Source organism: Vibrio sp. 10N.237.312.B06, from assembly GCF_041464685.1.
GTDB lineage: Bacteria > Pseudomonadota > Gammaproteobacteria > Enterobacterales > Vibrionaceae > Vibrio > Vibrio tasmaniensis_A.
This window is the reverse complement of the sequence record NZ_JBFSPI010000026.1, coordinates 27,725-52,078: the sequence shown is the minus strand read 5'-3', so window position 1 is coordinate 52,078 and position 24,354 is coordinate 27,725. Positions and strand designations below refer to the sequence as shown.

24 protein-coding genes are annotated in these 24,354 nt (G+C 44.6%); 14 read left to right on the top strand and 10 right to left on the bottom strand.

The window, feature by feature from the left end; all coding sequences use genetic code 11:
* Nucleotides 1-133: 133 nt before the first annotated feature.
* The 3 genes from ulaR to AB6C75_RS09490 all read left to right on the top strand — a co-directional run bounded on the left by ulaR (nucleotide 134) and on the right by AB6C75_RS09490 (nucleotide 2,388).
* The gene (ulaR, locus tag AB6C75_RS09500) at nucleotides 134-889 is read left to right on the top strand and encodes an HTH-type transcriptional regulator UlaR (RefSeq protein ID WP_009845902.1); all 756 of its coding nucleotides are present in this window, start codon (nucleotides 134-136) and stop codon (nucleotides 887-889) included.
* 120 nt (nucleotides 890-1,009) lie between these two features.
* On the top strand, nucleotides 1,010-2,077 hold the full coding sequence (gene ulaG / locus AB6C75_RS09495) for an L-ascorbate 6-phosphate lactonase (protein ID WP_017089479.1): 1,068 nt from the start codon (nucleotides 1,010-1,012) through the stop codon (nucleotides 2,075-2,077).
* A gap of 68 nt (nucleotides 2,078-2,145) precedes the next feature.
* The gene (locus tag AB6C75_RS09490; RefSeq protein WP_009845904.1) at nucleotides 2,146-2,388 is read left to right on the top strand and encodes a hypothetical protein; all 243 of its coding nucleotides are present in this window, start codon (nucleotides 2,146-2,148) and stop codon (nucleotides 2,386-2,388) included.
* 53 nt (nucleotides 2,389-2,441) lie between these two features.
* Here the strand turns inward: AB6C75_RS09490 and AB6C75_RS09485 are convergent, their stop codons facing one another.
* Nucleotides 2,442-4,673 carry a hypothetical protein gene (locus tag AB6C75_RS09485; protein WP_372107634.1) on the bottom strand — a complete coding sequence of 744 codons (2,232 nt, stop codon included), beginning with the start codon at nucleotides 4,671-4,673 and terminating at the stop codon, nucleotides 2,442-2,444.
* Nucleotides 4,674-5,082: 409 nt separating this feature from the next.
* Here AB6C75_RS09485 and AB6C75_RS09480 point away from each other — a divergent pair, with 409 nt between their 5' ends.
* Nucleotides 5,083-5,982, top strand: a complete 900-nt coding sequence (locus AB6C75_RS09480) for a GyrI-like domain-containing protein (RefSeq protein WP_372107633.1) — start codon at nucleotides 5,083-5,085, stop codon at nucleotides 5,980-5,982.
* Between the two features lie 86 nt (nucleotides 5,983-6,068).
* Here the strand turns inward: AB6C75_RS09480 and AB6C75_RS09475 are convergent, their stop codons facing one another.
* From AB6C75_RS09475 to AB6C75_RS09465, 3 genes are all read right to left on the bottom strand, one after another.
* Nucleotides 6,069-6,407, bottom strand: coding sequence for a Fis family transcriptional regulator (locus AB6C75_RS09475; protein WP_372107632.1), 339 nt, complete (start codon nucleotides 6,405-6,407; stop codon nucleotides 6,069-6,071).
* Nucleotides 6,408-6,606: 199 nt separating this feature from the next.
* Nucleotides 6,607-7,581: a Gfo/Idh/MocA family protein gene (locus tag AB6C75_RS09470; protein WP_372107631.1), complete on the bottom strand. Its 975-nt coding sequence runs from the start codon at nucleotides 7,579-7,581 to the stop codon at nucleotides 6,607-6,609.
* Nucleotides 7,582-7,584: 3 nt separating this feature from the next.
* A complete protein-coding gene (locus AB6C75_RS09465) occupies nucleotides 7,585-7,908 on the bottom strand; it encodes a putative quinol monooxygenase (protein ID WP_372107630.1) in 324 nt (107 codons plus the stop codon).
* A gap of 106 nt (nucleotides 7,909-8,014) precedes the next feature.
* Between AB6C75_RS09465 and AB6C75_RS09460 the strand changes: the two genes are divergently transcribed.
* On the top strand, nucleotides 8,015-8,953 hold the full coding sequence (locus AB6C75_RS09460) for a LysR substrate-binding domain-containing protein (protein ID WP_372107629.1): 939 nt from the start codon (nucleotides 8,015-8,017) through the stop codon (nucleotides 8,951-8,953).
* 65 nt (nucleotides 8,954-9,018) lie between these two features.
* Here AB6C75_RS09460 and AB6C75_RS09455 read toward each other — a convergent pair whose 3' ends face one another.
* The 4 genes from AB6C75_RS09455 to AB6C75_RS09440 all read right to left on the bottom strand — a co-directional run bounded on the left by AB6C75_RS09455 (nucleotide 9,019) and on the right by AB6C75_RS09440 (nucleotide 12,563).
* On the bottom strand, nucleotides 9,019-10,227 hold the full coding sequence (locus AB6C75_RS09455) for a winged helix-turn-helix domain-containing protein (protein WP_372107628.1): 1,209 nt from the start codon (nucleotides 10,225-10,227) through the stop codon (nucleotides 9,019-9,021).
* A 34-nt stretch (nucleotides 10,228-10,261) separates the two neighbouring features.
* Nucleotides 10,262-10,909 (bottom strand): DsbA family oxidoreductase, encoded by a 648-nt coding sequence (locus AB6C75_RS09450; protein ID WP_372107627.1) that lies wholly within the window; start codon nucleotides 10,907-10,909, stop codon nucleotides 10,262-10,264.
* A gap of 181 nt (nucleotides 10,910-11,090) precedes the next feature.
* The gene (locus AB6C75_RS09445) at nucleotides 11,091-11,888 is read right to left on the bottom strand and encodes a Cof-type HAD-IIB family hydrolase (protein WP_372107626.1); all 798 of its coding nucleotides are present in this window, start codon (nucleotides 11,886-11,888) and stop codon (nucleotides 11,091-11,093) included.
* A gap of 78 nt (nucleotides 11,889-11,966) precedes the next feature.
* Nucleotides 11,967-12,563 (bottom strand): TetR/AcrR family transcriptional regulator, encoded by a 597-nt coding sequence (locus AB6C75_RS09440; protein WP_102442325.1) that lies wholly within the window; start codon nucleotides 12,561-12,563, stop codon nucleotides 11,967-11,969.
* A 139-nt stretch (nucleotides 12,564-12,702) separates the two neighbouring features.
* On the opposite strand from AB6C75_RS09440, the gene AB6C75_RS09435 reads away from it, so the two are divergent.
* The 3 genes from AB6C75_RS09435 (at nucleotide 12,703) to arsB (ending at nucleotide 14,863) form a co-directional block, all read left to right on the top strand.
* Nucleotides 12,703-13,227, top strand: coding sequence for an HPP family protein (locus tag AB6C75_RS09435; protein ID WP_102568594.1), 525 nt, complete (start codon nucleotides 12,703-12,705; stop codon nucleotides 13,225-13,227).
* 134 nt (nucleotides 13,228-13,361) lie between these two features.
* Nucleotides 13,362-13,703, top strand: coding sequence for a helix-turn-helix transcriptional regulator (locus AB6C75_RS09430; protein ID WP_017102294.1), 342 nt, complete (start codon nucleotides 13,362-13,364; stop codon nucleotides 13,701-13,703).
* 104 nt (nucleotides 13,704-13,807) lie between these two features.
* Nucleotides 13,808-14,863, top strand: a complete 1,056-nt coding sequence (gene arsB, locus AB6C75_RS09425; RefSeq protein ID WP_017102293.1) for an ACR3 family arsenite efflux transporter — start codon at nucleotides 13,808-13,810, stop codon at nucleotides 14,861-14,863.
* 80 nt (nucleotides 14,864-14,943) lie between these two features.
* Here arsB and AB6C75_RS09420 read toward each other — a convergent pair whose 3' ends face one another.
* On the bottom strand, nucleotides 14,944-15,834 hold the full coding sequence (locus AB6C75_RS09420; protein WP_041473020.1) for a LysR family transcriptional regulator: 891 nt from the start codon (nucleotides 15,832-15,834) through the stop codon (nucleotides 14,944-14,946).
* Between the two features lie 130 nt (nucleotides 15,835-15,964).
* On the opposite strand from AB6C75_RS09420, the gene AB6C75_RS09415 reads away from it, so the two are divergent.
* The 6 genes from AB6C75_RS09415 to AB6C75_RS09390 all read left to right on the top strand — a co-directional run bounded on the left by AB6C75_RS09415 (nucleotide 15,965) and on the right by AB6C75_RS09390 (nucleotide 23,254).
* Nucleotides 15,965-16,396 carry a PACE efflux transporter gene (locus AB6C75_RS09415; protein WP_012600123.1) on the top strand — a complete coding sequence of 144 codons (432 nt, stop codon included), beginning with the start codon at nucleotides 15,965-15,967 and terminating at the stop codon, nucleotides 16,394-16,396.
* A gap of 448 nt (nucleotides 16,397-16,844) precedes the next feature.
* Nucleotides 16,845-17,699 (top strand): MIP/aquaporin family protein, encoded by an 855-nt coding sequence (locus tag AB6C75_RS09410; RefSeq protein ID WP_372107625.1) that lies wholly within the window; start codon nucleotides 16,845-16,847, stop codon nucleotides 17,697-17,699.
* Between the two features lie 59 nt (nucleotides 17,700-17,758).
* The gene (glpK, locus tag AB6C75_RS09405; RefSeq protein ID WP_017108454.1) at nucleotides 17,759-19,279 is read left to right on the top strand and encodes a glycerol kinase GlpK; all 1,521 of its coding nucleotides are present in this window, start codon (nucleotides 17,759-17,761) and stop codon (nucleotides 19,277-19,279) included.
* Between the two features lie 292 nt (nucleotides 19,280-19,571).
* The gene (locus tag AB6C75_RS09400; protein WP_372107624.1) at nucleotides 19,572-20,357 is read left to right on the top strand and encodes a DeoR/GlpR family transcriptional regulator; all 786 of its coding nucleotides are present in this window, start codon (nucleotides 19,572-19,574) and stop codon (nucleotides 20,355-20,357) included.
* 270 nt (nucleotides 20,358-20,627) lie between these two features.
* On the top strand, nucleotides 20,628-22,187 hold the full coding sequence (gene glpD / locus AB6C75_RS09395) for a glycerol-3-phosphate dehydrogenase (RefSeq protein WP_372107623.1): 1,560 nt from the start codon (nucleotides 20,628-20,630) through the stop codon (nucleotides 22,185-22,187).
* Nucleotides 22,188-22,489: 302 nt separating this feature from the next.
* Nucleotides 22,490-23,254: an SDR family NAD(P)-dependent oxidoreductase gene (locus tag AB6C75_RS09390; protein ID WP_372107622.1), complete on the top strand. Its 765-nt coding sequence runs from the start codon at nucleotides 22,490-22,492 to the stop codon at nucleotides 23,252-23,254.
* 148 nt (nucleotides 23,255-23,402) lie between these two features.
* Here AB6C75_RS09390 and AB6C75_RS09385 read toward each other — a convergent pair whose 3' ends face one another.
* Complete coding sequence (locus AB6C75_RS09385; protein ID WP_372107621.1) at nucleotides 23,403-24,299, bottom strand: LysR family transcriptional regulator; 897 nt, start codon at nucleotides 24,297-24,299, stop codon at nucleotides 23,403-23,405.
* Nucleotides 24,300-24,354 lie beyond the last annotated feature (55 nt).

The window sequence follows — 24,354 nt, the reverse complement described above, 5'->3', positions numbered from 1 at the left end:
AACTTATAAATCATTGTGATTAAGATCTAGTTTTTATAGCAATGTAGTTTGACAATCATGATGGTGATTATTAGAATCAAAACAAATCAAAAGTAATCATCAAATTGTCACAACGACATAAAGAGTGATAAATATGAATGAAGTACAAAGACATAACGGCATCGTGTCGCTATTAGAAGATATGCAGACAATAAACGTCTCACATATTATTGATAAATTTAGTGTTTCACCTGCTACTGCAAGACGTGACATCGCTAAATTAGATGAAGTTGGCCGACTTAGAAAAGTTCGAAATGGCGCTGAGCGAGTAGAGAATCAGAAGAGAAAGTGGTCACCACTCAATATCAACAGCACTGAGTTCTATGAAGAGAAAGCAGAGATTGCGCAAGCAGCAGCAGGACTTTGCGAGGCTGGAGATACAGTTGTGATCAACTGTGGTTCTACTGCGTTCCTACTTGGACAACAGTTATGTGGGGAAGATGTACAGATCGTAACGAACTACTTCCCACTCGCAAGCTACTTGATCAACGAAGATCATGACGATGTCATCATCATTGGCGGTCAATACAACAAAGCGCAGAACATCTTTTTAAATCCCGCGCCCAATTCACTGGGAGGCTATGCTGGAAACTGGATGTTTACCTCTGGTAAAGGCTTAACCGATGCTGGCCTCTACAAAGCCGACATGTTAACTGCTGTAGCAGAGCAGCAAATGCTTGAACAGGTCGATAAACTCGTTGTTGTTGTCGACAGTTCAAAGGTTGGACAACGTACCGGAATGCTCTTTTGCAGCACCAAGCAAATAGACATCGTCATCACTGGTAAAGATGCCAACCCCGAAGTCGTCAAGCGGATTGAAGCTCAAGGGACGCAAGTCATCCTAGTTTAAATCGAAGGGCTAACTAGCCCACCAATAATAATAAATTTAGCTCAGTGCCTTAATCAAAATTAAGGCGCTCGGCTCCCTACATCCAAAATTAATCAAATTATTGAAATAAAAGGTATTATCATGAGCAACGTAAACGAAATCACTCGCGAGTCTTGGATCCTAAATACATTCCCTGAGTGGGGCACATGGTTAAATGAAGAGATCGAGCAAACCGTCGTGCAACCGAATACATTTTCTATGTGGTGGCTTGGCTGTACAGGTATTTGGCTAAAATCAGAAGGTGGTGCAAACCTATCAATGGACTTCTGGTGTGGTACTGGTAAAAAAACACAAGCTGTTCAAAAAATGAAAAACCAGCACCAAATGATGCGTATGGGCGGTGTTGAAGCACTTCAGCCAAACCTACGTACTGCAATCTTCCCATTGGACCCTTTCGCTATTAAAGAGATCGATGCGGTTATGGCATCTCATGATCACGGCGACCACATTGACATCAACGTTGCTGCAGCCGTTCTACAAAACTGTGGCGAGCACGTTAAATTCATTGGTCCTAAAGCGTGTGTTGATTTATGGATGAAATGGGGGGTGCCAGAAGATCGTTGTGTTATCGCGAAAGTTGGCGACGAGATTAAGATCAAAGACGTCAATATTAAGGTTCTTGATGCATTCGACCGTACTGCTCTCGTGACACTTCCTGAAGGCACTTCTTCTTTAGACACTGATATCTTAGGTGGCATGGACGATCGTGCAGTGAACTACCTAGTAGAAACGACAGGCGGTTCAGTTTACCACTCTGGTGATTCTCACTACTCAAACTACTACGCTAAGCACGGTAATGACCACAAGATCGACGTTGCACTGCTTTCTTACGGTGAAAACCCACGTGGCGTAACTGACAAAATGACGTCTTCAGACATTTTACGTGCCGCTGAATCTTTGGATTGTGAAGTCGTTGTTCCTTTCCACCACGATATCTGGGCTAACTTCCAAAATGACCCACGTGAAATTGAAATGCTGTGGAACATGAAGAAAGAACGCCTGCAATACGGCTTCGCACCTTTCTTCTGGCAAGTCGGTGGCCGATACACTTACCCTACAGATAAAGGTCGCATGCACTACCAACACTTCCGTGGTTTTGCAGATATCTTTAAAAATGACCCAGAACTGCCATACCGCGCATTCTTGTAATCATTAGTACCAACATTAACTAGGGAGCGATTCGCTCCCTTTTTTAATCATCGAATAAGGATATTGATATGGTATTACGCGAATTTAAGGAGCATTTCAAACGTGGCGATTTAGAATCAGCAATTGCCGTAAACTCTCCAAACAATGATGGCTATTACTTGATGGTTCTAAGCAGCAAGTGGGGAATAAATAGTTTCTTAGAGTCCGACCGAAAGCTGAAACCAAGGGTATTCAAGACCCAACAAGCTCTACTAAATGCGGCAAAATCAATTGGCTTCAGTCATCAATCAGTCGATATGCAAAATTTCTAGAGCCTTCTGCCTCCTGCTCTATCAAATGCTCCCCTTCGTCTATCTAAATAATTCTAATAAAGCAAGAACAGCCCTTCATAACCGCCAATATGAATTTCAGTCACATACTCTCCGATGTTGCCGTTTTCATCGACAGGCTTCATCGGCACGTCCAATACAATCATCAGCTTCTCTGCCTCATAAAAGCTCGAATTCTTACCGTGGAAATCCGTGCGGTACAACACACGACCATTGCTGAACTCTCTCGCTAACACCATATCTTCAGGGCCACCCGCGGCCACCTGATTTTTAGATTGATACATAAAGTACGTGAACGTAGGTAGAACGTGAGTCATACCATTAGGCAGATCAGCATGCACCACTTCACTCATCGATGAATCACCAACGATGGTGTAATCTGCGGGTTGAGGTGTCGTTGTCGACAACATCAAAGGAATTGGCTCAAATCCCTGTAGGGCCTGATGACTCGCCTCTCCCAAATCAACGGCTAATAACGAACTTGGTTGATAAGCGATATTTTTAGGGACACCACTTTGCCAGAAAGTGTCTGCAGTCGTGTTATCACTCCCATAGACGTAACTATTGTTCCACTGATTAAAATTGCTGTGTTGAGCATGTCGATTGAGGTGGTAAATCGCTAGGGTCGAGTATTGGTCTTTCTTCCAATTCTCTTCACTATTTCCTAGATATTGGACTCGCCCGTAACGCGTTGTCGCCTGAAAAATAACTCTTTGTCCATTGTAGGCGAGCGCAGAATTATCCCAGAACTTAGAGATCCCCGAGTAACCACTAAATCCAGTAGACGGAAAAATGTAATGCTCTCTCAGATACAAAGACCCGGCTTCGCTAAGATGAGACTGCCCATTTCGACCCAGCAAGTTCGCCGTACCAATGTTCAACCCAATAGACGCATCACTTTCTAAAACAGATAGATTTTGGAGAAACGCTGAAAATTGTTGCTTGTAGAGATCATCCGCTTGATTTGAACCCGCAACAGATCCTAACTCTTGAACATGTCCGCCAGAATGGACATAGAACTGGTTCGAGCCAATGAGTTTATTTGTGTCGTCGTTGTATGCACCATTCAAACCTTGGCTTGCCCAGCTTTGCTTGTAGTAGCGATGAATGGCCAATAAATAATCCGCGTTTGCGACGTTCGTTAACGACCAAGATGAATTCGTGCTCCACATTCGACCAAATGGCACCACTCTTGATTCCCAACGAAAACGCGCTGTCGCATTCTTATTGGTTCGATTTCGATACTCGCTTGGCGACAAGTAGTTATCGCCATTCAGGTCTGCAGACACGTCAAAGCCACGAATTTTTCGCCATTGGCTGATAGCATTGCCATCCGGAGTTGTGGTCGGAGCGTCGGTTAACTTAACGGTTGGAAAGCTGTTTTTGAGTTTTACTTCTTTTAACCGCGGCCTGTCGTCTGCGTTCTCACTTTGCCAACGAACTCTCACAACGTATAAACGGCCACCCTCTCTCAAAAAGGTTGAACCAAAATACTGGCCGCCACCATAACTCACCCCACTGCCATCATGAGTTGTGGCTCTTACCCAGTTACCCGGAAGGTTCCAAATCACCGATTGGTTTCTGGTCATATTGAGCGTTTTGTCTTTCTTTACATCGAGCCTTTCCCACTGTGAAACCCTTCCGTGAGAGTCAATAGCTGTTGGGTATTCAATCCAGAATTCGCCGCTGACAGCAAACTGTGAGAACTTAAAGGTCAGCCTTTCGAACTGTTCAGCATGATAGACATACAAAGCCCCGCCCTGTTCGAAATTCTCAAACACATCAGCATCCCAAGGAGGCTCTTGATACAGCCAAAAGCCCGCATGATCTTCACTGGCTGTATAGCCCAAGGTCATAGACTTTCCACATAAGAGAGTATTTTCACCGTGGGTGTTATCAACTTCTGCGAGCACTGTATCTTCAGAAAAATGGAGAAAGAAGTCTTCAAAATCAACGCCATGTAATTCTGCGTTATTACGAAGGTCATTCTCCAACCAACCCGAATTGAGCTCCATTTTTTGGTTATACATATACCCAATTGTCGTAGCTCGCTTATTGTCGGTTTTATCTGCATAAGAGCCAAATACGAGGTCACTGTTCGCAATTTCCCAATCAATGACAGCATTCGCAGACATTGGGGAGCCCGAAAGATCAGCGCCGGATTCATGTTGCCCTGGCAGTACAATCGCTGTACCAACAGCAAAAGAATAGCCGGTAATTAAATATGAAAGAATGAGTGTGAGCAGCCCAGAAATGTAAGTTTTCATGATTCAAACTTCCTAATCGATACCATTACCAATCAAAATACCTCATTCAAAATCAACATATTACGCGTCAAATTAGGGAACAATGTAAGAAAAAAGTATCGTCTAGAAAAGTTCATAGTTCAAGCGTTAAGCCCCCCGGTTCAACGAGCATTTAAGTGTGCCATCAAATACCCGAACGAAGACAATCTGAAACTACCGCCAGCTTAAGGGGGAAATGACGGCTTCAATACAAATACGACCTAATTTTGAGGTTAAATAATCGCGTTAGTAGATAGAGAAACATAACGAGATGATTGGATTAACGCATCTAATCTCAGTTTCAAGACTCCTCTATTGAAACTCAACTTAGATAAGCTAGTCTCGGTGATCTAAACAAGAACGATGACAACAGAGAGTGGTAAATAAAGCAATGTACGTTGACTATCATAAACGGCTGATTCCCGTTGTCCGCTATTTAGAGAAACACTTTAACGAGCAACTCAACCTAATCGAAGTCGCGGCGTTAGCCAACTTTTCACCTTACCATTTTCATCGCACTTTTAAGGCCATTCAAGGCGAGACGCTTGCTGATTTCATCAGGCGACTGAGGCTTGAATCCGCAGCTGATGATCTTTTCAAATCCAAGCAACCAGTCCTGAATATCGCACTGGAATATGGTTTCTCGTCCTCGCAAAGCTTGGCCAAAGCATTCAAACAACACTTTGGAGTAACTCCTACGGCATTTCGTGATTGTGAAGATTACCAAGCGTTTTCTGAGTTGACGCGAAATAGCAAGATTGGACACACGTTGCGCAAGAATGGAAACGCGGCAACCGCAAGCAATTCATATACTGACTCCGAACCAACAACATGGAGTAGGACAATGAAAACGCAACAATTCGAACCGTCAAAACTAGCGTATGTACGAGTGACAGGCCCCTATGGACAGGGTTATGAAGAACCAAGCGGTCGTCTTTATCAATGGGCAGAAATGAAAGGATTAGCAGGTAACAGCTGCATCTTTATCTATCATGACAATCCAGAAATCACGCCGAACGATAAATGCCGTACTGACATCTGCTTGATGGTCTCAGACGACACTGAAGTACCAAATGGAATCGAATTGAAAGATTTTCCCGGCGGACAATATGCAGTGATGCGCCAAACCATCACCGAGCCAAGCCAATACGCTAAAGCTTGGGACGACCTGATGAGTAAAGTGATAGAGTCCGGTATCGAAACCGAAGATCGCCCTTGCTTTGAGCTTTACCACAGCTACGATCAACAAACTCAGTATTCAGACGTTAGCTTCTGCACCGCAATTAAATAACAAAACAAAATTCAGTAACAAAGCCTACCTCGCGTAGGCTTTCGTTCTTTAGTTAACGAACCAATAAGGACTCTTACGAAAGCTTCTTAAAGTCTATGGTTCCACTTCCCTTGATGGTCGCGGTCGCAATTTTCTTGTGTATCGAAACTGACGTGCTTATCGATATTCTTCAATGTAATCCCAACCTGACTAAACGCCTTTTGGATAGCAACAGAGGCCTCCTGCTGCCCTCCTCCCTCTAAGAAGTTAGCTCTATCTCGATTGGTGTCGAATACGCAGACGATTTTCAAACTTTGCGGGAATGAAGAGAAATTGACCGTATGAGTCACCCAAAGAAAACCATCGTAGCTTTTCAACGTATCTTCACACACGTCCGTTAACACGTCTCTGATTTGATTTTCGATCTTCTTATCTGATTTGCGCATGAAGCAAAGCTCCTATTTAACACCTTAAAAAATAAGGTTTTTTGGTCAATGTTGTCTTAACCGACATTGGACACTGTGGCCGTTTCAAATGCAAAGTATTTATTGGGAAGAATCGACTCGAAGATATAGAGGAAACGCCTCATGCTTGATCACTGACGAGGCAATCAAACATGAGCCGAATATAGAATTTACGAAGATCTTAGCTCGCCACTTGTTCCCAATCAGTCAGTAACTTCATGATTACGCGAGAGTCTTGGTGAGTCGCCATTGGTGCAGTAAGTTGTGTTTCACCTCGCTCAACCGCTTGGCGAATATTACGCACTTGATAATGGAAGCCATCGCCTTGCGCTTCGACTTTCACTTCACGTTTCGACGTTTCATAGATCTCTACGGTAAACGTGTTTTCTGCAGTCGGTAGCCATGGATTGGTATCGAGAATGATGCAGCCTTTACTGCCTAGAATCGTGAAACCATGCTTTAAGCCGTGGTCTTCTGCAGTATGGATTTGCGCAGTGAAGTGGTCATTGAAACGCATCATCGCCGATGATTCACAGATGTTGCCATCTTGGCCTCGTCGACCGATTGCTGAGATCTGCACATCATCGAACACGCTCTCGCCAAATTGCTGCTGCGCAACAGAATGAATCAGCGACATTGGGTAGCAACCTAAGTTGTATAGCGCGCCCTTGCTCGCAGGATTCACGAACTGGTCAATTGCAGCAACGTAGGAACCTTGAATTGAGCGCACTTCACCAATCTCACCAGTTGCCAGTTCTTGATGAAGCTTGGCAATCAATGGATGGTGTAAGTACATCAAACCTTCTGCGAAGAACACGCTAGATGCTTTCACCGCTTGCAGAGCTTGCTCGGTTTTTTCCATATCAACCGATAACGATTTTTCACACAGGATCGCTTTGCCTTTTTGAGCCGCTTTAATCACGTATTCGTGGTGAACGTGATTTGGTAGAGCGATGTAGATAATGTCGACTGACTCATCTTCAATCAGGGCTTCATAGCTGTTGAAGGTTAGTGTTGGTTGATATTGGGCTGCAAACTCGTTAAGTGTTTTTTCAGTACGACCAGCGACGGCATACAGCTCGCTTTGAGCATCGCCTTTGATCGCATCCGCCATCACACCTGAGATAAAGCTGGTTCCTAGGATTCCCCATTTCATGGCTTAGATCTCCTGCTCTTGTGTTTTGATAGGTCCACGTTGCGTTTCAAATGCTTGTACTAATTCCGTTATATCACGCTCAATAAACTCTTGCGTATGAGGCATCACAAAGTGCTGATTGATCGCCTCGCGGTTTGCGTATTGCTCAAGCAAGATCACGCGATCGCTTTGACTTTGATCATAGGTTGCAATCGCTTGCAGGCAGCCCGGCTCGCTTTGCATGTCTAAACAAAACTGTTCGATGGCTTCGATCGCAGCAGCTCGCTCTATGTTAGTTTTGATCTTAAGTTCGGCAGTAACAAAGATGGTTTCATTCGTTTGAGGCATTTCACGCTCTTATTTTAGTTAATTATCGGTTTGCCATTAATATAATTAACCCCTAATAATTGATAAACTCACCTTTTGTTTATTGTTTATCAACCAGGAGTGTTCAATGGATAAGTTAACCAGCATGAAGGTCTTCGTTTACGTGGTCGAGCAAGGCAGTTTTCGCAGTGCCGCCAACCACTTTAACCTGTCGGCAACCATGATCAGTAAACATGTCCACCATCTCGAAACGAGCCTCAACTCTCAACTGATTCATCGCACCACGCGTAAGCAGTCTTTAACCGATTCAGGTCAACTTTATTATCGAGAATGTAAACGAATTCTCGAAGACATCAGCAATGCTGAAAACCTGATTCAAACCTTGGAAAATCAGCCACAGGGGACGGTAAAGATAAACTGCCCCGTCACCTACGGAAACAAGATACTTGCCCCGATTGTGGCTAAGTTCCTCGCGCATCACCCAACGATTAATGTCGAACTCGTGCTGAACAACGACCTTGTCGATCCTTATTCATCCGATATTGATTTGATTGTGCGAATCGATGACCTGTCTGACTCCAGTTTAGTCGCCAGATACTTAGGGGATTATGAGATGTGTTATTGCGCGGCTCCTGAGTACCTTAACCAACATGCTGAGATTCGTGTGTTGGAAGACCTTGCACAACACCCATCGCTTGGATTCAGCTATAGCAGTCGTCGTGATATTATTGGACGTGATACTCACATCCGTCATATCCAAAATAGTGAACCTCAATCCCGAGATCCTCAGAGTCACCAAGCAACTCACACTGCGGGGAACAAAGGACAAGTACGTTTGATGTCGAACAATGGGGATGTGTTGCGATATGCTGCCCTTCAAGGCGTAGGCGTGTTGTTACAGCCGACTATCTTAGTTGCCGAAGAAATTGAGCGTGGAATGCTATTGGAGATCTTGCCCGGCATGGCACCTTTCCCTAAGCCGATTCACTTGCTGTACAAGACCAAGCAACTGTCGTTGAAGAACCGAACCTTTGTCGAATTCTTGTTAGCTACTCTTTCTGAGTAACTAAGCGCTGACGAATTAGCAAAGAGACTTCTAAGTAACGAAGAGTTTTTTTAACAACAAAACCGCTAGACTGTTTGCCAATGGCTCATCAAGCGCTTGCCAAGATCAGAAGGTGTGGTGTTATGGACGATCATCTCATCACATTGGTTGAACACCATGAAGTGTTTTAGCTCATCGCATAAAGCATGAACCAGCGACTCATGGTTTTTAATTCGCTCTTCCACAACCAAGTTACGGATATTGAGCAAACCACTCTTCCTATCAACTTTACAATCCATTCGTGCCACCAGCTCACCTTGCCACAAAATCGGCAAACTAAAGTAACCAAACTGGCGCTTGGCTTCTGGAACATAGCACTCAAGAAGGTAGTCAAAGTTGAACAATGATTGCATTCGCTTTCGTTGAATCAACAGGTTATCAAACGGAGACAGTATCTTAAGCTTGGTTCTGGAAAGAGGTTGATTCAGCAGATCAAAAGCACCTGGCAGAACATAGTAATCAGAGCCTTGAATATCTACTTTCATCAACTGCTTATCTTCAAGCATCTGCTGGAGTGTTGTCTGAATCAGAGGTTTTGTGTTCTTGAGTAGATAGCTCATTTCCGACGCTATTCCCACACCATTAGCTTCTAAATAACGCGTAATTAGATGCTCGATGTACTCTTGTTCCGTTGGTTCTGAGGTATCAATGCCACTCGGCAAAACTCGCTCGGTTAGGTCATACACCTTATGGAAGTTCACTCGGCTCGGCACCATTAAGTCACCTTGCATAAACAAAATCTCTAGCGCCTGCTTGGCAGGTTTGCCACCCCATCCGCCAGGGTTTGGTCTATCCCCTTCAAAGTCTTTCGCCATTAATGGCCCTTCGCTCTCAATGCGTTTGAGAACATGCGCCATCAGTGCATCATCCTTTTTATACCAATGCTTAAGCTTACCGCTCGCAAACCCGTTCTTTCGATGCAAGCTGAAACAGTAATCACGCATAGGTAGATAAGCGGCAGCGTGCGACCAATACTCAAACACTTCTCGACGCTCTAACAGCTTATCCAGATGATCAAGCTTGTAGTCTTGATTACGATTCCACAGCGTATGATGGTGAGCTCGCTGAATCACAGAGATGGTATCAATTTGCACATATCCAAGGTTTTCAATCGCAGACAGCGTGTTCGCCAAAGTGCCCCCATTGCGTTGCTTTTTAGGTGGTAACTTCTTAGGCGGCAGCTTTTGCGAAAGCAATACCAGTTTTTTCGCTTGAGCGAGTGACAGTGATTCCATGTAATTCAGACTCTAATTGATACCAATAATCGGCTTATGATTCAGCAATAAGCTCTTGAAGAATTTGCTTGTATGTTTCTACCGTCTGCGCACCAGTGACTGCACTCTTACGATTGAACACCACAGTAGGGACAGCTGAGATCCCCATGCGTTGCCATTCAAACTCTGGCGCTTCAATTTGCTTCAAGTAATCGATGTTCTTTAGGCGTTTCAGCGCTTTCGTTGAGTCTAAGCCAACTGCTTCAAGTTCTTGTGCGATAACCTCAAGGTCGGACAGATCTTTCTGCTCTGAAAAATGAGCCGTAAAGAAGCGTAGCTTTAACTCAGTCTGTTTACCGTGCGCTAGTGCAAAATCGAGAAGTACATGCAGATGACGTGAATTGACCATTCTCATGTTGTCATAGAAATTGAAATCGAAACCAACCGCTTGGCCACGCACCGCAAGCTGTTCGCGTGAACTTTGACTATCTTCTGCGCTAGAGCCGTATTTTCTCATGATATGGTCACGCAGGTTTTCACCTTCTTGCGGCATATCGGGATTCAGCTCAAACGGCTGCCATTCAAGTTCAATTTGCTCTGCTAAGCCAAGCTCAGCAATAGCTTGCTCTAAGTTTTTGTAACCGACCACGCACCACGGGCACATTACGTCAGAAATAATATCGAGTTGAAGTTTCTTGCTCATCGTCATTCCAAATGATCATTGATAAGGCATGTCCGCTGTATAAGCAGGCATCCAATTTATCTTCAGACTACAACAACCTGAACAATCGTTCAAATTTGACTAACTGGATCTGTCGCCAACAAAAAAGCCAACTCATGTTCACGAGTTGGCTTTCATAAAAATCTGTTGGAGCTTAAGAGCGTTACGCTAGCAGCTTCTTAAGCACTTGGAATACACCTGCATCAACGTTACTTGGCGCGCCAAAACGAGCAATCTCTTTCAGCTTTGGATGTGCATTTTCCATCGCGTAAGAGTGGTAGCTCTCTTTAAGCATTTCCAAGTCATTCAGGTAGTCACCAAAACTCATGGTCTGCTCGTAAGTGAAACCTAATGTGTTCTGTAGATGTTTAATCGCCGCGCCTTTTGACGCTTCAGCGTTCATCACATCCAACCAAATTTTCGCACTGACAACCACTTGGTAGTTCTCACCAAACTTGGCATCAATAGTTGGATTCACTTTCTCTTGTGAACCGTCGAAGTGACAGATAGCCACCTTGATGAAATCGTCTTCTACCGCCAGTAAATCTTCTACTTTCTCACGGCGATGGTAGTACTTAGAGATCTCCGCTAGAGCACGCTCATCTTTGGTTTCGATGTATGCAGACTTCTTACCACATAGCACCACATGAGCACCTTCAATCGCGCGAGCTTCTTTAATGATGTCTTTGATGGCATCAGTATCAATCAAGCAGCTGTAAAGCTCTTGGCCTTTATGCATCACCAATGTGCCGTTTTCAGCAACGAACATCATGCGATCTTTAAGTGGAGCAAAGGTTTCCATCAAGCTGTAGTACTGCCGACCCGATGCCGCAGCAAAAATAATGTCTTGGGCTTCTAGTCGCCCGTAAAGGTTGAAAAATTCTGGGTCTAACTTTCCGTGTTCATTAAGCAGAGTGCCGTCCATATCAGCAGCGATAAATTTGATGTTCTGTTGTGGCATTTCAGGGCTTACCTATTAGTAAAAATTAAAGTGCAAATTATGATTTTTCGTTATCTTGTGTAACGGTTCTGCGTTCGATTATATCGCTAGAGTAGCCAGTGAATGCAATGCTTTTCGATAGGCTTTTTTCTTTGAGTCAGCGCCTAAATCTGAGTTTGAATCTAAGCTCGCGTCTAACTCACCAAACTCACTTCTCACGATAAGTCCTTCAATGAAGGTCATGACTGATTCACTGCGTAATTCTAATGTTGCAACGTCTACCTCTTCGCCACCACTGACTACTTTGTAAATAGTACTCTTGAGCCAAGCCTTGTGCTGTCGCGAGAGCATCGCAATGTCATCTTCCGACTCTTTAAATTCGGCTAGTGCGTGCATGAACATGCAGCCTTTGAAGTCAGGTTGTTCAAACCACGCAAGATGCCAATCTAACAGCGCATCGAGTTGGTTTTGCAATCCTGAGGTTGATGACAGTTCTGCTTCTAAACTCGACTCGAAACGCTGATGACGCCTTTCTAACACTGCTTCAATCAGCTTAGTTTTTGAACCAAAATGGCGGTACATGGAGGTTTTAGATACCGCCGCCTCATCACGAATCATATCTACCCCAACAGCGGTATAGCCATACTGATTAAATAGCGATTCCGCTACATCCAGAATCAAATCTTTTTTACTCATCGTTAATCAACCTTAAAATCGCTCTGAAATCGTAGAGCTCAATTTCTCGTTGCAAGAAGTGTACAGATCTGTATTATTCAAATCAAACAGTACAGATCTGTACACTTGCAATAAAAAGAGATAACAAGAGGAAATGATTATGATCGGTAAACTATCTGGTGGTGGAGCTCTTCCTCCGAAAGCAAGCATAAGCCAACTGATTAAAGGTTTTATTGGCGGTACGCTAGGTATCTTAATCTTGTGCTTATTAGCAGAAAGTTCTGGGGTTGCGTGGCTAATGGCTCCATTTGGCGCCACTTGTGTGCTTCTATTTGCTGTGCCTACATCGCCGTTAGCTCAACCTAGAAACGTCATTGCGGGCCACTTTATTTCGGCTGCTGTTGGCCTAATCGCGTTATATGGTTTTGGGGATGCCTATTTAACCATGGCAATCGCAGTCGGCTCATCCATCATGCTAATGCAATACTGTCGAGCGGTTCACCCACCTGCTGGCGCTAATCCTATTGTGATAGCTTTAGCAGGTACTGCGCATGTGGATTGGACGTTCTTATTTACTCCAGTATTAATCGGCAGCATCGCTTTGGTCGGTATTGGTGCGTTATTGAATAACAGCGATTCACAACAAAAATGGCCGTTATACTGGTTTGGTTCATCTAAGTCTTAGTCCGTTGAATTTCAATAGTAAGTAACGGTTTTCGTATCCAACTTAAGAGCAAATTGAAAGATCACATTGACCCTTGTATAAAATGGGCTTACTATTAATCGTCTTTTAACGATTATAGGAAGCGAAACATCAATATGAACGAAACTTGCCCTACAACTGGTGGCTGTGCTCTACCAATCGGACATGGTGATACCGAAGCTGAAACGCAAATGGCAGCTCTAGCCAAAGCGCTCGCTCACCCGGCAAGAGTTCGTATATTGAGTATCCTTTCAACGTTAGAAAAATCGGGCGGCTGTTTGAACAGTGACTTGGTGAGTGAATTAGGTTTGGCTCAATCAACAGTATCAGAGCACCTAAGAATCTTGAAAACCTCAGGCTTCATCACTGCTGAATCGATACCACCGAAGATGTGCTACCGCATTAATCGAGATAATATTCAGCAATTTGAGACGCTAATCGACACTATTTTGAAATAGATTTATCGCGCTTAGTTTGTCGAATACGGAATAAACTAAGCGTATTTTTTGCTTTTAAACATCGTTTTTCGACGATTAACGATACCAACCAAAGAGATAATATCATGAAACCAAAATTAGGTTTTCTAGATCGCTACTTAACGCTGTGGATCTTTATTGCCATGGGCCTTGGTGTATTGCTTGGCATCCTGTTCCCACAGATCGAACAGTGGAATGAATCTATGTCGGTTGGTACCACCAACATTCCACTTGCAATTGGCCTTATCTTAATGATGTACCCGCCTCTGGCTAAGGTTAACTACAACCTATTAGGCACTGTGGTCAAAGATAAGAAAGCCATCAAACTATCTTTGATCATGAACTGGCTTGTTGGCCCAATTCTGATGTTTGTGTTGGCACTGACTTTCTTGGGTGACCACCCAGGTTACATGGTCGGCGTGATTCTGATTGGTCTTGCTCGTTGTGTGGCGATGGTTCTGGTTTGGAACGACATCGGCGGCGGTAACAAAGAGTATGGCGCGGCATTGGTTGCTCTAAACAGTGCATTCCAAGTGGTGAGCTACAGCTTTATGGCGTGGCTATTCATCAGCGTTCTTCCACCAGTATTTGGTTACGAAGGCATGATGGTTGATATCTCGATGATCGATATTGCACACAGTGTTCTTATCTACCTAGGAATCCCATTCCTAGCGGGCTTCCTAAGCCGTAAGATCCTGGTGTCGATGAAAGGCGAGCAGTGGTACAACGATGTGTTTATTCCACGCATCTCGCCAATCACACTGATTGCGCTATTGGCGACTATCGTTCTGATGTTCAGCCTAAAAGGCGAGATGATTGTAGAGCTGCCAATGGACGTATTGTTGATTGCGGTTCCACTGACTATCTACTTCACAGCGATGTTCTTCATCAGCTTCTTCATTGGTAAGAAGATGGGTATTGAATACGACAAGAACGCTTCAATTGCATTCACAGCGACAGGTAACAACTTCGAGCTAGCGATTGCCGTTGCTATCTCAGTATTCGGTATCAACTCAGACCAAGCGTTTGCCGGTGTTATCGGTCCACTGATTGAAGTACCTGTGTTGATTTACCTAGTGAACGTGGCGCTTAAGATGAAAGACAAGTACTACAACGGTCAGACGGTTAAACCTAGCGTCTAGCGTCTACATCTACATCTACATCTAGCAAGCAGTATCACTTTAAACAGAAAGGCTCACACGCTAAGCGGTGAGCCTTTTCTTTATTCAGTTTCGTCTAATAAGCCTTTCAATGCTTGTTCAAGCCAAAGTAATGCAGGACCTTTAGAGCGTGTTTTAGACAGAACAAGATCAACGGGCGGCGACCACGTTTTGTGATCGAATGAGACATTAATCTCCACTAAACGCTGCTTATTCAGCTCCTCTTCGACAAGGTGCTTGGGTAAGTATGCCCAGCCAATATCGCTGCCAAGTACCATCTCTTTGATCACAATAAAGCTGTTCGACCACCATACCTTTCCGGCAATCAGCGGAAACTGGTCCATCACCTTGCCTTTGTCTCCCCTCAACATTAACTGACGATGCGGGAGTAAATCAGAGAGTTTCGCCACACCTGTTTTTGCGAGCGAATGACTTGGATGACACACAGCAATAAACGGTAAGTGACCGATAAAGCAAGGCTCAGAGCCTACATCAAAAGCCAAATTGGTAAACATCAGTCCAATGTCGGCTCTCTCTTCGATAATTAACGGATTAACCTCTGTTGTGGTACACGCAACCAGTTCAACTTCAGTAGCAGGGAATTGTTGACTGAACTGACTAAGGATCTTAGATAAATTCGGAACCAGTAATGAATCATCTAATGCAATTTTGATGAGCCCCTCTTCACCGCTACCCATCGCACTAACCGTCACATTCAGATCTTCAACCTGAAGCACGATTGCTTTCACCTGTTTAAATAACTGCTCGCCGGCTTTGGTTAGTGAAGGCTTTCGAGTCGAACGATCAAAAAGCTCAACATTAAAATCTATTTCAAGATTACTGATGCCTTGGCTCACCGCCGACTGTACCTTACCCAAATGACGAGCACTGGCAGAAAATGAACCTAATTCAACGGCATACACAAACATTTTCAGTTGTTCAATGTTGTACATTCGGTTTCTCCCAACACTTACTATCACTAAATGTGATACTAACCATCTTTATATTATCATTTAAGTAGATATTATCTAGCCAAGTCATTAGCCCATCGGCGGCTATTTAATCGTAAAGAGAGTTAGAAAAATGTCACATAAAGAACGCATGTTGCACATGGTGCTATTTGAATTGGTTGCTTTGGTTTTGATGGCAGGGCTTGCAACCTATATTACAGGAAACGGCGCAGGCGAAATGGCAGGCTTAGCGCTCGCAATATCATTGATAGCGATGGCGTGGAACTACGTTTACAACTATGGCTACGACAAAATTTACGGAGCAGACCGAAGCAAAAGAACCAAGAAAACACGTGTTCTGCACGGATTAGGTTTTGAGCTTGGCTTAATGACAGTGACTTTGCCTGTCTTGATGTGGGTTCTACAACTCGATTTCCTAACCGTACTGATCATGGACATCGGCCTAGTTATTTTCTTCGTACTTTACGCGATAGCATTCAACTGGGCGTATGACTCAATCCGAGCTCAATTGGTTTCGAAAGGAAAAGTGGCAGCTCTGGTTTAGAGCGGTAAGTTCATCTCGTATAACAAGAACATACACCCAAATGAAAACTGCCAAACTACAACATAGTTGGCAGTTTATTCATTTATGCATATAAGCTCATTTGTTAACGCCCTTGTTACATAGCAAAAACATCACACAGCCCTCCCTAATTAAGTCTAATAATCCGCCACTCACGAAGTAGCATCACAAATCCAAACATAAACTCCTCGTACCAGTTGCGCATTCATTTACATATAGGTAGTTTGAGCGACTTCGCAACCTATCAATTCGAGCAATGACGTTCATGCGAGCATCTTTTTCGAGCAAAAGTGTTCGAATTAACATTTCAAGTGACTTTAATTAACAATTTCATGCTCAAATGCTCACTTTTGATGTTCGTTTATTTTCGATTTCGCAAATTTATGCACAATACGCGTGCTAGATAAGCAAAACTAAAAAGGACTCGAACATGACAACAAACAAACACCCTTCTTTATTTGGGCAATGCTTGGCTGAATTTATCGGTACAGGATTACTCATATTCTTCGGCGTTGGCTGTGTGGCTGCACTGGTACTAACCGGTGCAACATTCGGACAATGGGAAATCAGCATCATCTGGGGCTTCGGTGTTGCGATTGCAATTTACTGTACTGCCGGCGTTTCAGGCGCGCACATCAACCCAGCCGTAACGATTGCACTAGCAATGTTCCATGGCTTCGATAAAGCGAAAGTGGTGCCTTACATCATTTCGCAACTGCTTGGCGCTTTCTGCTCTGCAGCATTGGTTTACAGCCTGTACAGCAACCTATTTACTGACTACGAAATCGCACATAACTTCGTTCGTAGCAGCCAAGACGCACTATCAACTGCTGGTATCTTCTCGACTTACCCACATGCTTCACTTTCTTTCTTCGGCGCTTTTGCTGTGGAATTCGTGATTACTGCAGTGTTGATGTTTGCCATTTTAGCGTTAGGTGATGAGAACAACGGCGCATCTCGCGGTGCAATGAACCCTCTACTGATCGGTATTCTTATCGCAGTAATTGGTGGTTCTTTAGGTCCACTGACTGGCTTTGCAATGAACCCTGCTCGTGACTTCGGGCCAAAACTTTTTGCTTACTTTGCAGGTTGGGATTCCGCACTAAGCGGTGCTCGTGATATTCCTTACTTCATCGTTCCAATTCTTGCTCCAATTGCTGGTGCGTGTTTTGGTGGTTGGTTGTACCCACGTGTTATCGGTGCTTACCTGCCAGTAGAAGGCCAAGGCTGCACAATTCCAAACCAATGTGAAACAGAAGAAGAAGCTGAACAAGCTCAAGCTTAATCCCTAAGCGACCTTACATTTACTAAAATATAAATAACGAAAGAAAAAGGATTCTTACCATGACCGAGCAAAAATACATTGTTGCCCTAGACCAAGGCACCACAAGTTCTCGCGCTGTAATCCTCGATCACGATGCAAACATCGTTAGTTCTTCTCAACGAGAATTCACTCAGATTTACCCGAAAGCGGGTTGGGTTGAGCATGATCCAATGGAGATCTGGGCGACTCAAAGCTCTACATTGGTTGAAGCTCTTGCTAAAGCAGGCATTCGCAGCGATGAGCTAGCGGGCATTGGTATCACGAACCAACGTGAAACCACCATTGTTTGGAACAAAGAGACAGGCAAGCCTGTTTATAACGCAATCGTATGGCAGTGTCGCCGTACTGCAGACATCTGTGAAGACCTAAAAGCGCGTGGCCTAGAAGACTACGTACGTGACAATACTGGCTTAGTCCTTGACCCGTATTTCTCAGGTACCAAAGTAAAATGGATTCTAGACAACGTTGAAGGCGCTCGCGAAGACGCTGAAGCTGGCAAATTACTGTTCGGTACAGTTGATACTTGGTTGGTTTGGAAAATGACTCAAGGACGTGTACACGTTACGGATTACACCAACGCGTCACGTACTATGTTGTTCAACATCAACGACCTATGCTGGGACCAGAAGCTACTTGATGAAATGGGCATTCCAGCAGTCATGATGCCTGAAGTGAAACGCTCTTCAGAGGTTTACGGTCAAACGAACCTTGGTGGTAAAGGCGGTACGCGTATCCCTATCGCGGGTATTGCGGGTGACCAACAAGCTGCACTTTACGGTCAAATGTGTGTAGAAGCAGGCCAGGCTAAGAACACTTACGGCACGGGTTGTTTCCTTCTAATGAACACAGGCCAAGAGAAAGTAACATCGAAGAATGGTCTACTCACAACGCTAGCATGTGGCCCTAAAGGCGAGCCTGCATACGCGCTTGAAGGTGCGGTCTTCATGGGTGGCGCATCTATCCAATGGCTACGTGATGAAATGAAGCTACTGGCTGGTGCAGAAGACTCTGAGTACTTCGCAACCAAAGTAGACTCTTCAAACGGCGTTTACGTGGTTCCTGCATTTACTGGCCTAGGCGCGCCATACTGGGATGCTTATGCTCGCGGTACGATTGTCGGCCTAACTCGTGGTGTTAACTCTAACCACATCATCCGTGCAACGCTGGAAGGCATTGCTTACCAAACGCGTGACGTACTAGACGCGATGCAAGCTGACTCAGGCATCAAGCTAGCGAAACTACGTGTTGATGGCGGCGCAGTAGCGAACAACTTCCTAATGCAATTCCAATCAGACGTGCTGGATACTGAAGTTCACCGCCCGGAAGTAACAGAAGTAACGGCTCTTGGTGCCGCTTACCTTGCTGGCCTAGCGGTTGGTTTCTGGGACAGCATTGACGAGCTTCAAGACAAAGCCGTTCTTAACCGCACCTTCATGCCACACCACGACGAAGAGAAGCGTAACCGCCGTTACAAAGGTTGGAAGCGTGCTATCAAGTGTGCACAGGTTTGGTCTGAACTGCACGATGACGACGAAGAGTAATACTGATTATTCAGCTAATCGTTAATCATTAGCCGCTGACCTAGGAACTCGAGTAATCTAATCGACTAGATTGTTCGAACCTCAGCAAACGAAACTAAAAAGAGCACTATTTTGTGCTCTTTTTTGCGTTTCAGGCTCAAATCCCATGTTTTGAGCAGCGTTTTTGCGGTTTAGACATGATTCCTTACCATCATTACTTCTCTCTTTTCATCAATTCGAGCACAATAGCGTGAGTTTATATTTTCGATTTTGACGCGCTAGAGCCCTTTGCGCGCAGGGAGTGGTAAGTTAAGTGAAACAGATACCAAGACACCAGCAGATTGTAGATCTGGTAAAAACACAAGGATATGTGAGTACCGAAGAGCTCGTTGAAAAGTTCGATGTCAGCCCACAAACCATCAGACGAGACCTCAATGAACTGGCCGATAGCAACAAAATCCGTCGCTATCATGGTGGTGCAACCATTCCTCTAAGTTCAGAAAACACCTCGTATAACACGCGTAAAGCGCTTAACTTCAACGAAAAAGACTTGATCGCCGACGAACTGGTTAAGCACATCCCAGATGGTGCAACCCTATTCGTTGATATCGGTACCACGCCAGAATCGGTGGCACGCGCACTCAACAAAAACCACAAACAACTAAGAGTCGTCACCAACAACATTAACGTTGCCAGCATCCTTCTTCCAAACCCTGAGATAAAGGTTATCTTGGCCGGTGGCGAAGTACGAAACCGTGATGGTGGCATTGTTGGTGAAGCGACACTCGATTTCGTGAAGCAGTTCCGCCTTGATTTCGGTATTTTGGGCATCAGCGGCATCGACTTTGATGGCTCACTGCTCGACTTTGATTACCACGAAGTTCGTGTGAAACAAGCTATCATCGAAAACAGTCGCAGCATCTTCTTAGCCGTCGACCACACTAAGTTTGGCCGAAATGCGATGGTTAAGCTCGGTAATATCTCTCAAGCGCACATGGTCTTTACCAACAAGCAGCCACCGGAAGAGATTCTCAACATCCTTAAAGATTCAGCAATACCATTAGAAGTGATCGATACCGCTCGTCCTATGAGCGAATAACTAAACATAAGAGCTCAGTGACGCCACTTTCTTAAATGATTCACGATTCTTTATAGAAAAGTTAATAAAGTAAAACTTGCTCGCTGTCACTGTCGCTTCTATGCTCGAATTAGACTTATTTGAACCTCTGCCTTCATAAGCAGAGGTTTTTTTATGCCCAAATCACATAAAACGCGCATAAACGAAAATAATCAATGACCGCAAACGAAGGTTCATATAGGATTCAATTATGTTCTAAAATGCTCGTTCGCTCAGAAAGAGGTCAAAACCATGAGTGCTCAACAAAATAATTCAAACAACAGTACACCTTCCACTTTAGACTTGATCGTGATTGGCGGCGGCATCAACGGTGCAGGCATCGCGGCAGACGCATCAGGTCGTGCTCTAAACGTTGGCTTATACGAAGCAAATGATTTCGCATCTGCAACGTCTTCTGCCAGCTCAAAGCTTATCCACGGTGGCCTACGCTACCTTGAACATTACGAGTTTCGTTTGGTTTCGGAAGCACTCGCGGAACGTGAAGTTTTGTTAAGAAAAGCGCCTCATGTTGCTCAACCAATGCGTTTCCGTTTACCTCATCGACCATTTTTACGCCCAGCCTGGATGATTCGCTGTGGCCTATTCCTTTACGATAACTTGGGTAAGCGCACCACTCTTCCTGGAAGTAAGACAGTCAACCTAGCGAAATCGGGCCTACTGAAACCAGAAATGAAGACAGGCTTCGAATACTCAGATTGCTGGGTTGATGATGCTCGTATGGTATTGCTCAACGTGTTGGCAGCAAAAGAAAACAACGCAGAAGTACGTAACTACTGCCGTGTTGAAAAAGCGCACCGCGAAGGTGGTATTTGGCATGTAACGATCCTTGATGTGATGACAAACCAACGCTTTGAACGCAAAGCAAAAGCGCTTGTTAACGCTGCAGGTCCTTGGGTTAAACAGTTCTTTGATGATGGATTAGAGCAGGCTTCGCCTCGTAACATTCGTCTTATCAAAGGCTCACACATTGTTGTGCCACGCATTCATGACGAACCACAAGCGTACATTCTGCAAAACAAAGACAATCGCATTGTGTTCATGATCCCTTACCTAGATAAGTTCTCGATCATCGGCACCACCGACCTTGAATACAAAGGCGACCCACGTAACGTCGCAATTGATGATGTCGAAGTAGATTACTTGATTGATATCGTTAACCAGCACTTTGTTAAACAGCTTGGCCGTGAAGACGTGGTTTGGACATACAGTGGCGTAAGACCACTTTGTGACGACGAATCTGATTCACCACAAGCGATCACTCGTGACTACACGTTGGAATTGGACGCAGAACTGGATCAAGCACCACTGCTTTCGATCTTCGGTGGCAAATTAACCACTTACCGTAAGCTAGGCGAAGCAGCACTTAAGAAGTTAGAACCACACCTAACCAATATGGGTGCGCCTTGGACAGCGAACGACACGCTTCCAGGTGGTAACTTTAGTTGCAGTAGAGAACAGCTTGCGAAGATGATCCACACTAAATACCCTTGGGCATCTGAAGCGTTGTTACTTCGCTACGTGACTCAATTTGGTACTTACACGTGGAAGCTACTGGAAGGCGCGAATAGTGAAGCAGACCTTGGCAGCCAATTTTCAAACGAAGCGCATGGCGTTTATCAAGTTGAGATCGATTACTTGATCAATGAAGAGATGGCGATGACTGACGAAGACATCTTGTGGCGCAGAACCAAGCTTGGCCTGTACATGAGTGAATCAGAGCAGCAAGCAGTAACGGATTACCTGAAAGAGAAACTACAAAGCAAGGTAGTGAGCTTTTCTCAAGTAGGCTAACCCCACCAGCCTAAACATGGTTCAAGAACATACTTAACAACGAAGCTTAGCGTCCCCCGCGCTAAGCTTTTTTATTGCCTGCTATTCCGGCCTAAGAACTCGATCAGATAAATCTCTCGATTGATCGTCTCCTTCGCACGGGCTGAGGCTTTGTTCACTCCCCCATTTTCAACAAAAACTAAATAGTGTTTTATTAATCAGCTTGATTATCAACTTTACAAAAGATTGCTATTCTTTACCTCAACGAAACGACACATTTAGAAACGCTCACTATGTCAGCGCTTTAATAAGGAATCTATTCCATGCAAAAAGTTATTCTGATCACAGGCTCTACCGATGGTATCGGCTTCGAAACGGCAAAAGTACTTGTTCAACAAGGTCACCACGTTTTATTGCATGGACGTAACCCAAGCAAGCTCAAAGACGTAGAGAAGCAACTTGTGGCTATCTCTGCTGAAGCGAAAATTCAAAGTTACGTGGCAGACTTGTCTGTTCTGGCCGATGTGGATGCGTTGGCTGACAAAGTAATTGCTGAGCACGATAAGATTGATGTACTGATTAATAACGCAGGTGTGTTCAACACTCCGAACCCAATCACTAAAGACGGTTTAGATGTTCGTTTTGTTGTGAATACTATTTCACCATACCACCTGACTAAACGTCTGCTACCTGTGCTCGATGCATCTAGCCGAGTAGTGAACCTATCTTCAGCGGCGCAAGCAGCAGTGAACATCGAAGCGCTAAAAGGTAAAAAACCGCTTTCTGATGGTGACGCTTACGCACAAAGCAAGCTTGCGATCACCATGTGGACTCGCGAGATGGCAAAAGAGTTAGGCTCTACAGGGCCAATGGTGGTTGCGGTCAACCCAGCTTCGTTACTAGGCAGTAAGATGGTGAAAGACGCTTACGGCATTGCAGGCGGCGACCTAAGCATCGGTTCTGATATTCTGGTTCGCGCATCATTGTCTGATGAGTTCGCACAAGCAGGCGGTCAATACTTTGATAACGACAACAACACGTTTGCGAACCCGCACCCAGATGCGATATACGGTGATAAATCACAGTAAGTTGTCGCTAAAATTGAAGAGATCATCAAAGCAACGCTTTCTTAATTGCGACGACTCATGATGAGTTGATTTGCAAATCTCAATAAAAAAGCCCTGTGTTTCTAATAAATTAACTTAGAAACACAGGGCTTTCGTACAACGTTTGTCTCTACGTTTGCTCCCAATACGGCGGATTACCATAATATTCAGAGAAGTAGTCAATGAAGGCTCTCACCTTTGGTGCCAGTAACCTTGTGCTTGGGTACACAGCCCAAATCGCAGGTTCAGAGGTTAATGGGTAATCTTCTAATATTTGAATCAGTTGACCGCTTTTCAGTTGCTCATATGCGCACCAATTCGACGTCACCGTGATACCCATACCACCTGACGCTGCGTCACGCAGTGCTTCTCCGTTATCTGCCCTGAACGATCCCGATGCCTTAATCGTCTTAGGCCCGCTTTCAGTACTGAAGGTCCAGTTTTCTAAACCAATCAAGCTAATACACTGATGATCGTTAAGATCTCGAGGTGTGGCTGGCTTACCATATTTGATTAAGTAATCAGGCGATGCACACACAATACGCTTGTCTGTCGCAAGTTTTCGGGCAATCAGTGTCGAGTCTTTCAGCTCTGAGATACGAATCGCGATATCAAAGCCACCCTCAACAACATCCACCATCGAATCTGATAGCCTGAGATCGACTTTTAACCCAGGGTAGCGTTCTAAGAATCCAGGTAAAGCAGGAACAAGATGCAAACGCCCAAAAGACGCAGATGCGGTAACTCTCAGCGTTCCGGTTGGAGAATCACAGCCCACACCGACCGCCGATTTGGCAGCATCCACGCTCGATAACACTTCTTCAGCATGAGGTAAGAATGCTTCCCCCTCTTCGGTTAAAGAGACCTTACGAGTGGTTCTGTGGACCAAGCGAACGCCTAAATTGTCTTCCAGTTTACTGATGTGCGAACTTGCAACAGCAGGAGATAAACCAAGCTCTTGCCCAGCCATGCTGATGTTATGTGTGGAAGCTAAACGAACAAACAATTTGAGGTGTTCAACATTCATGAGATTACCAATAAAATCTTAAAAATCGTGTGCCAGTACCCCTTATTATGCGTTA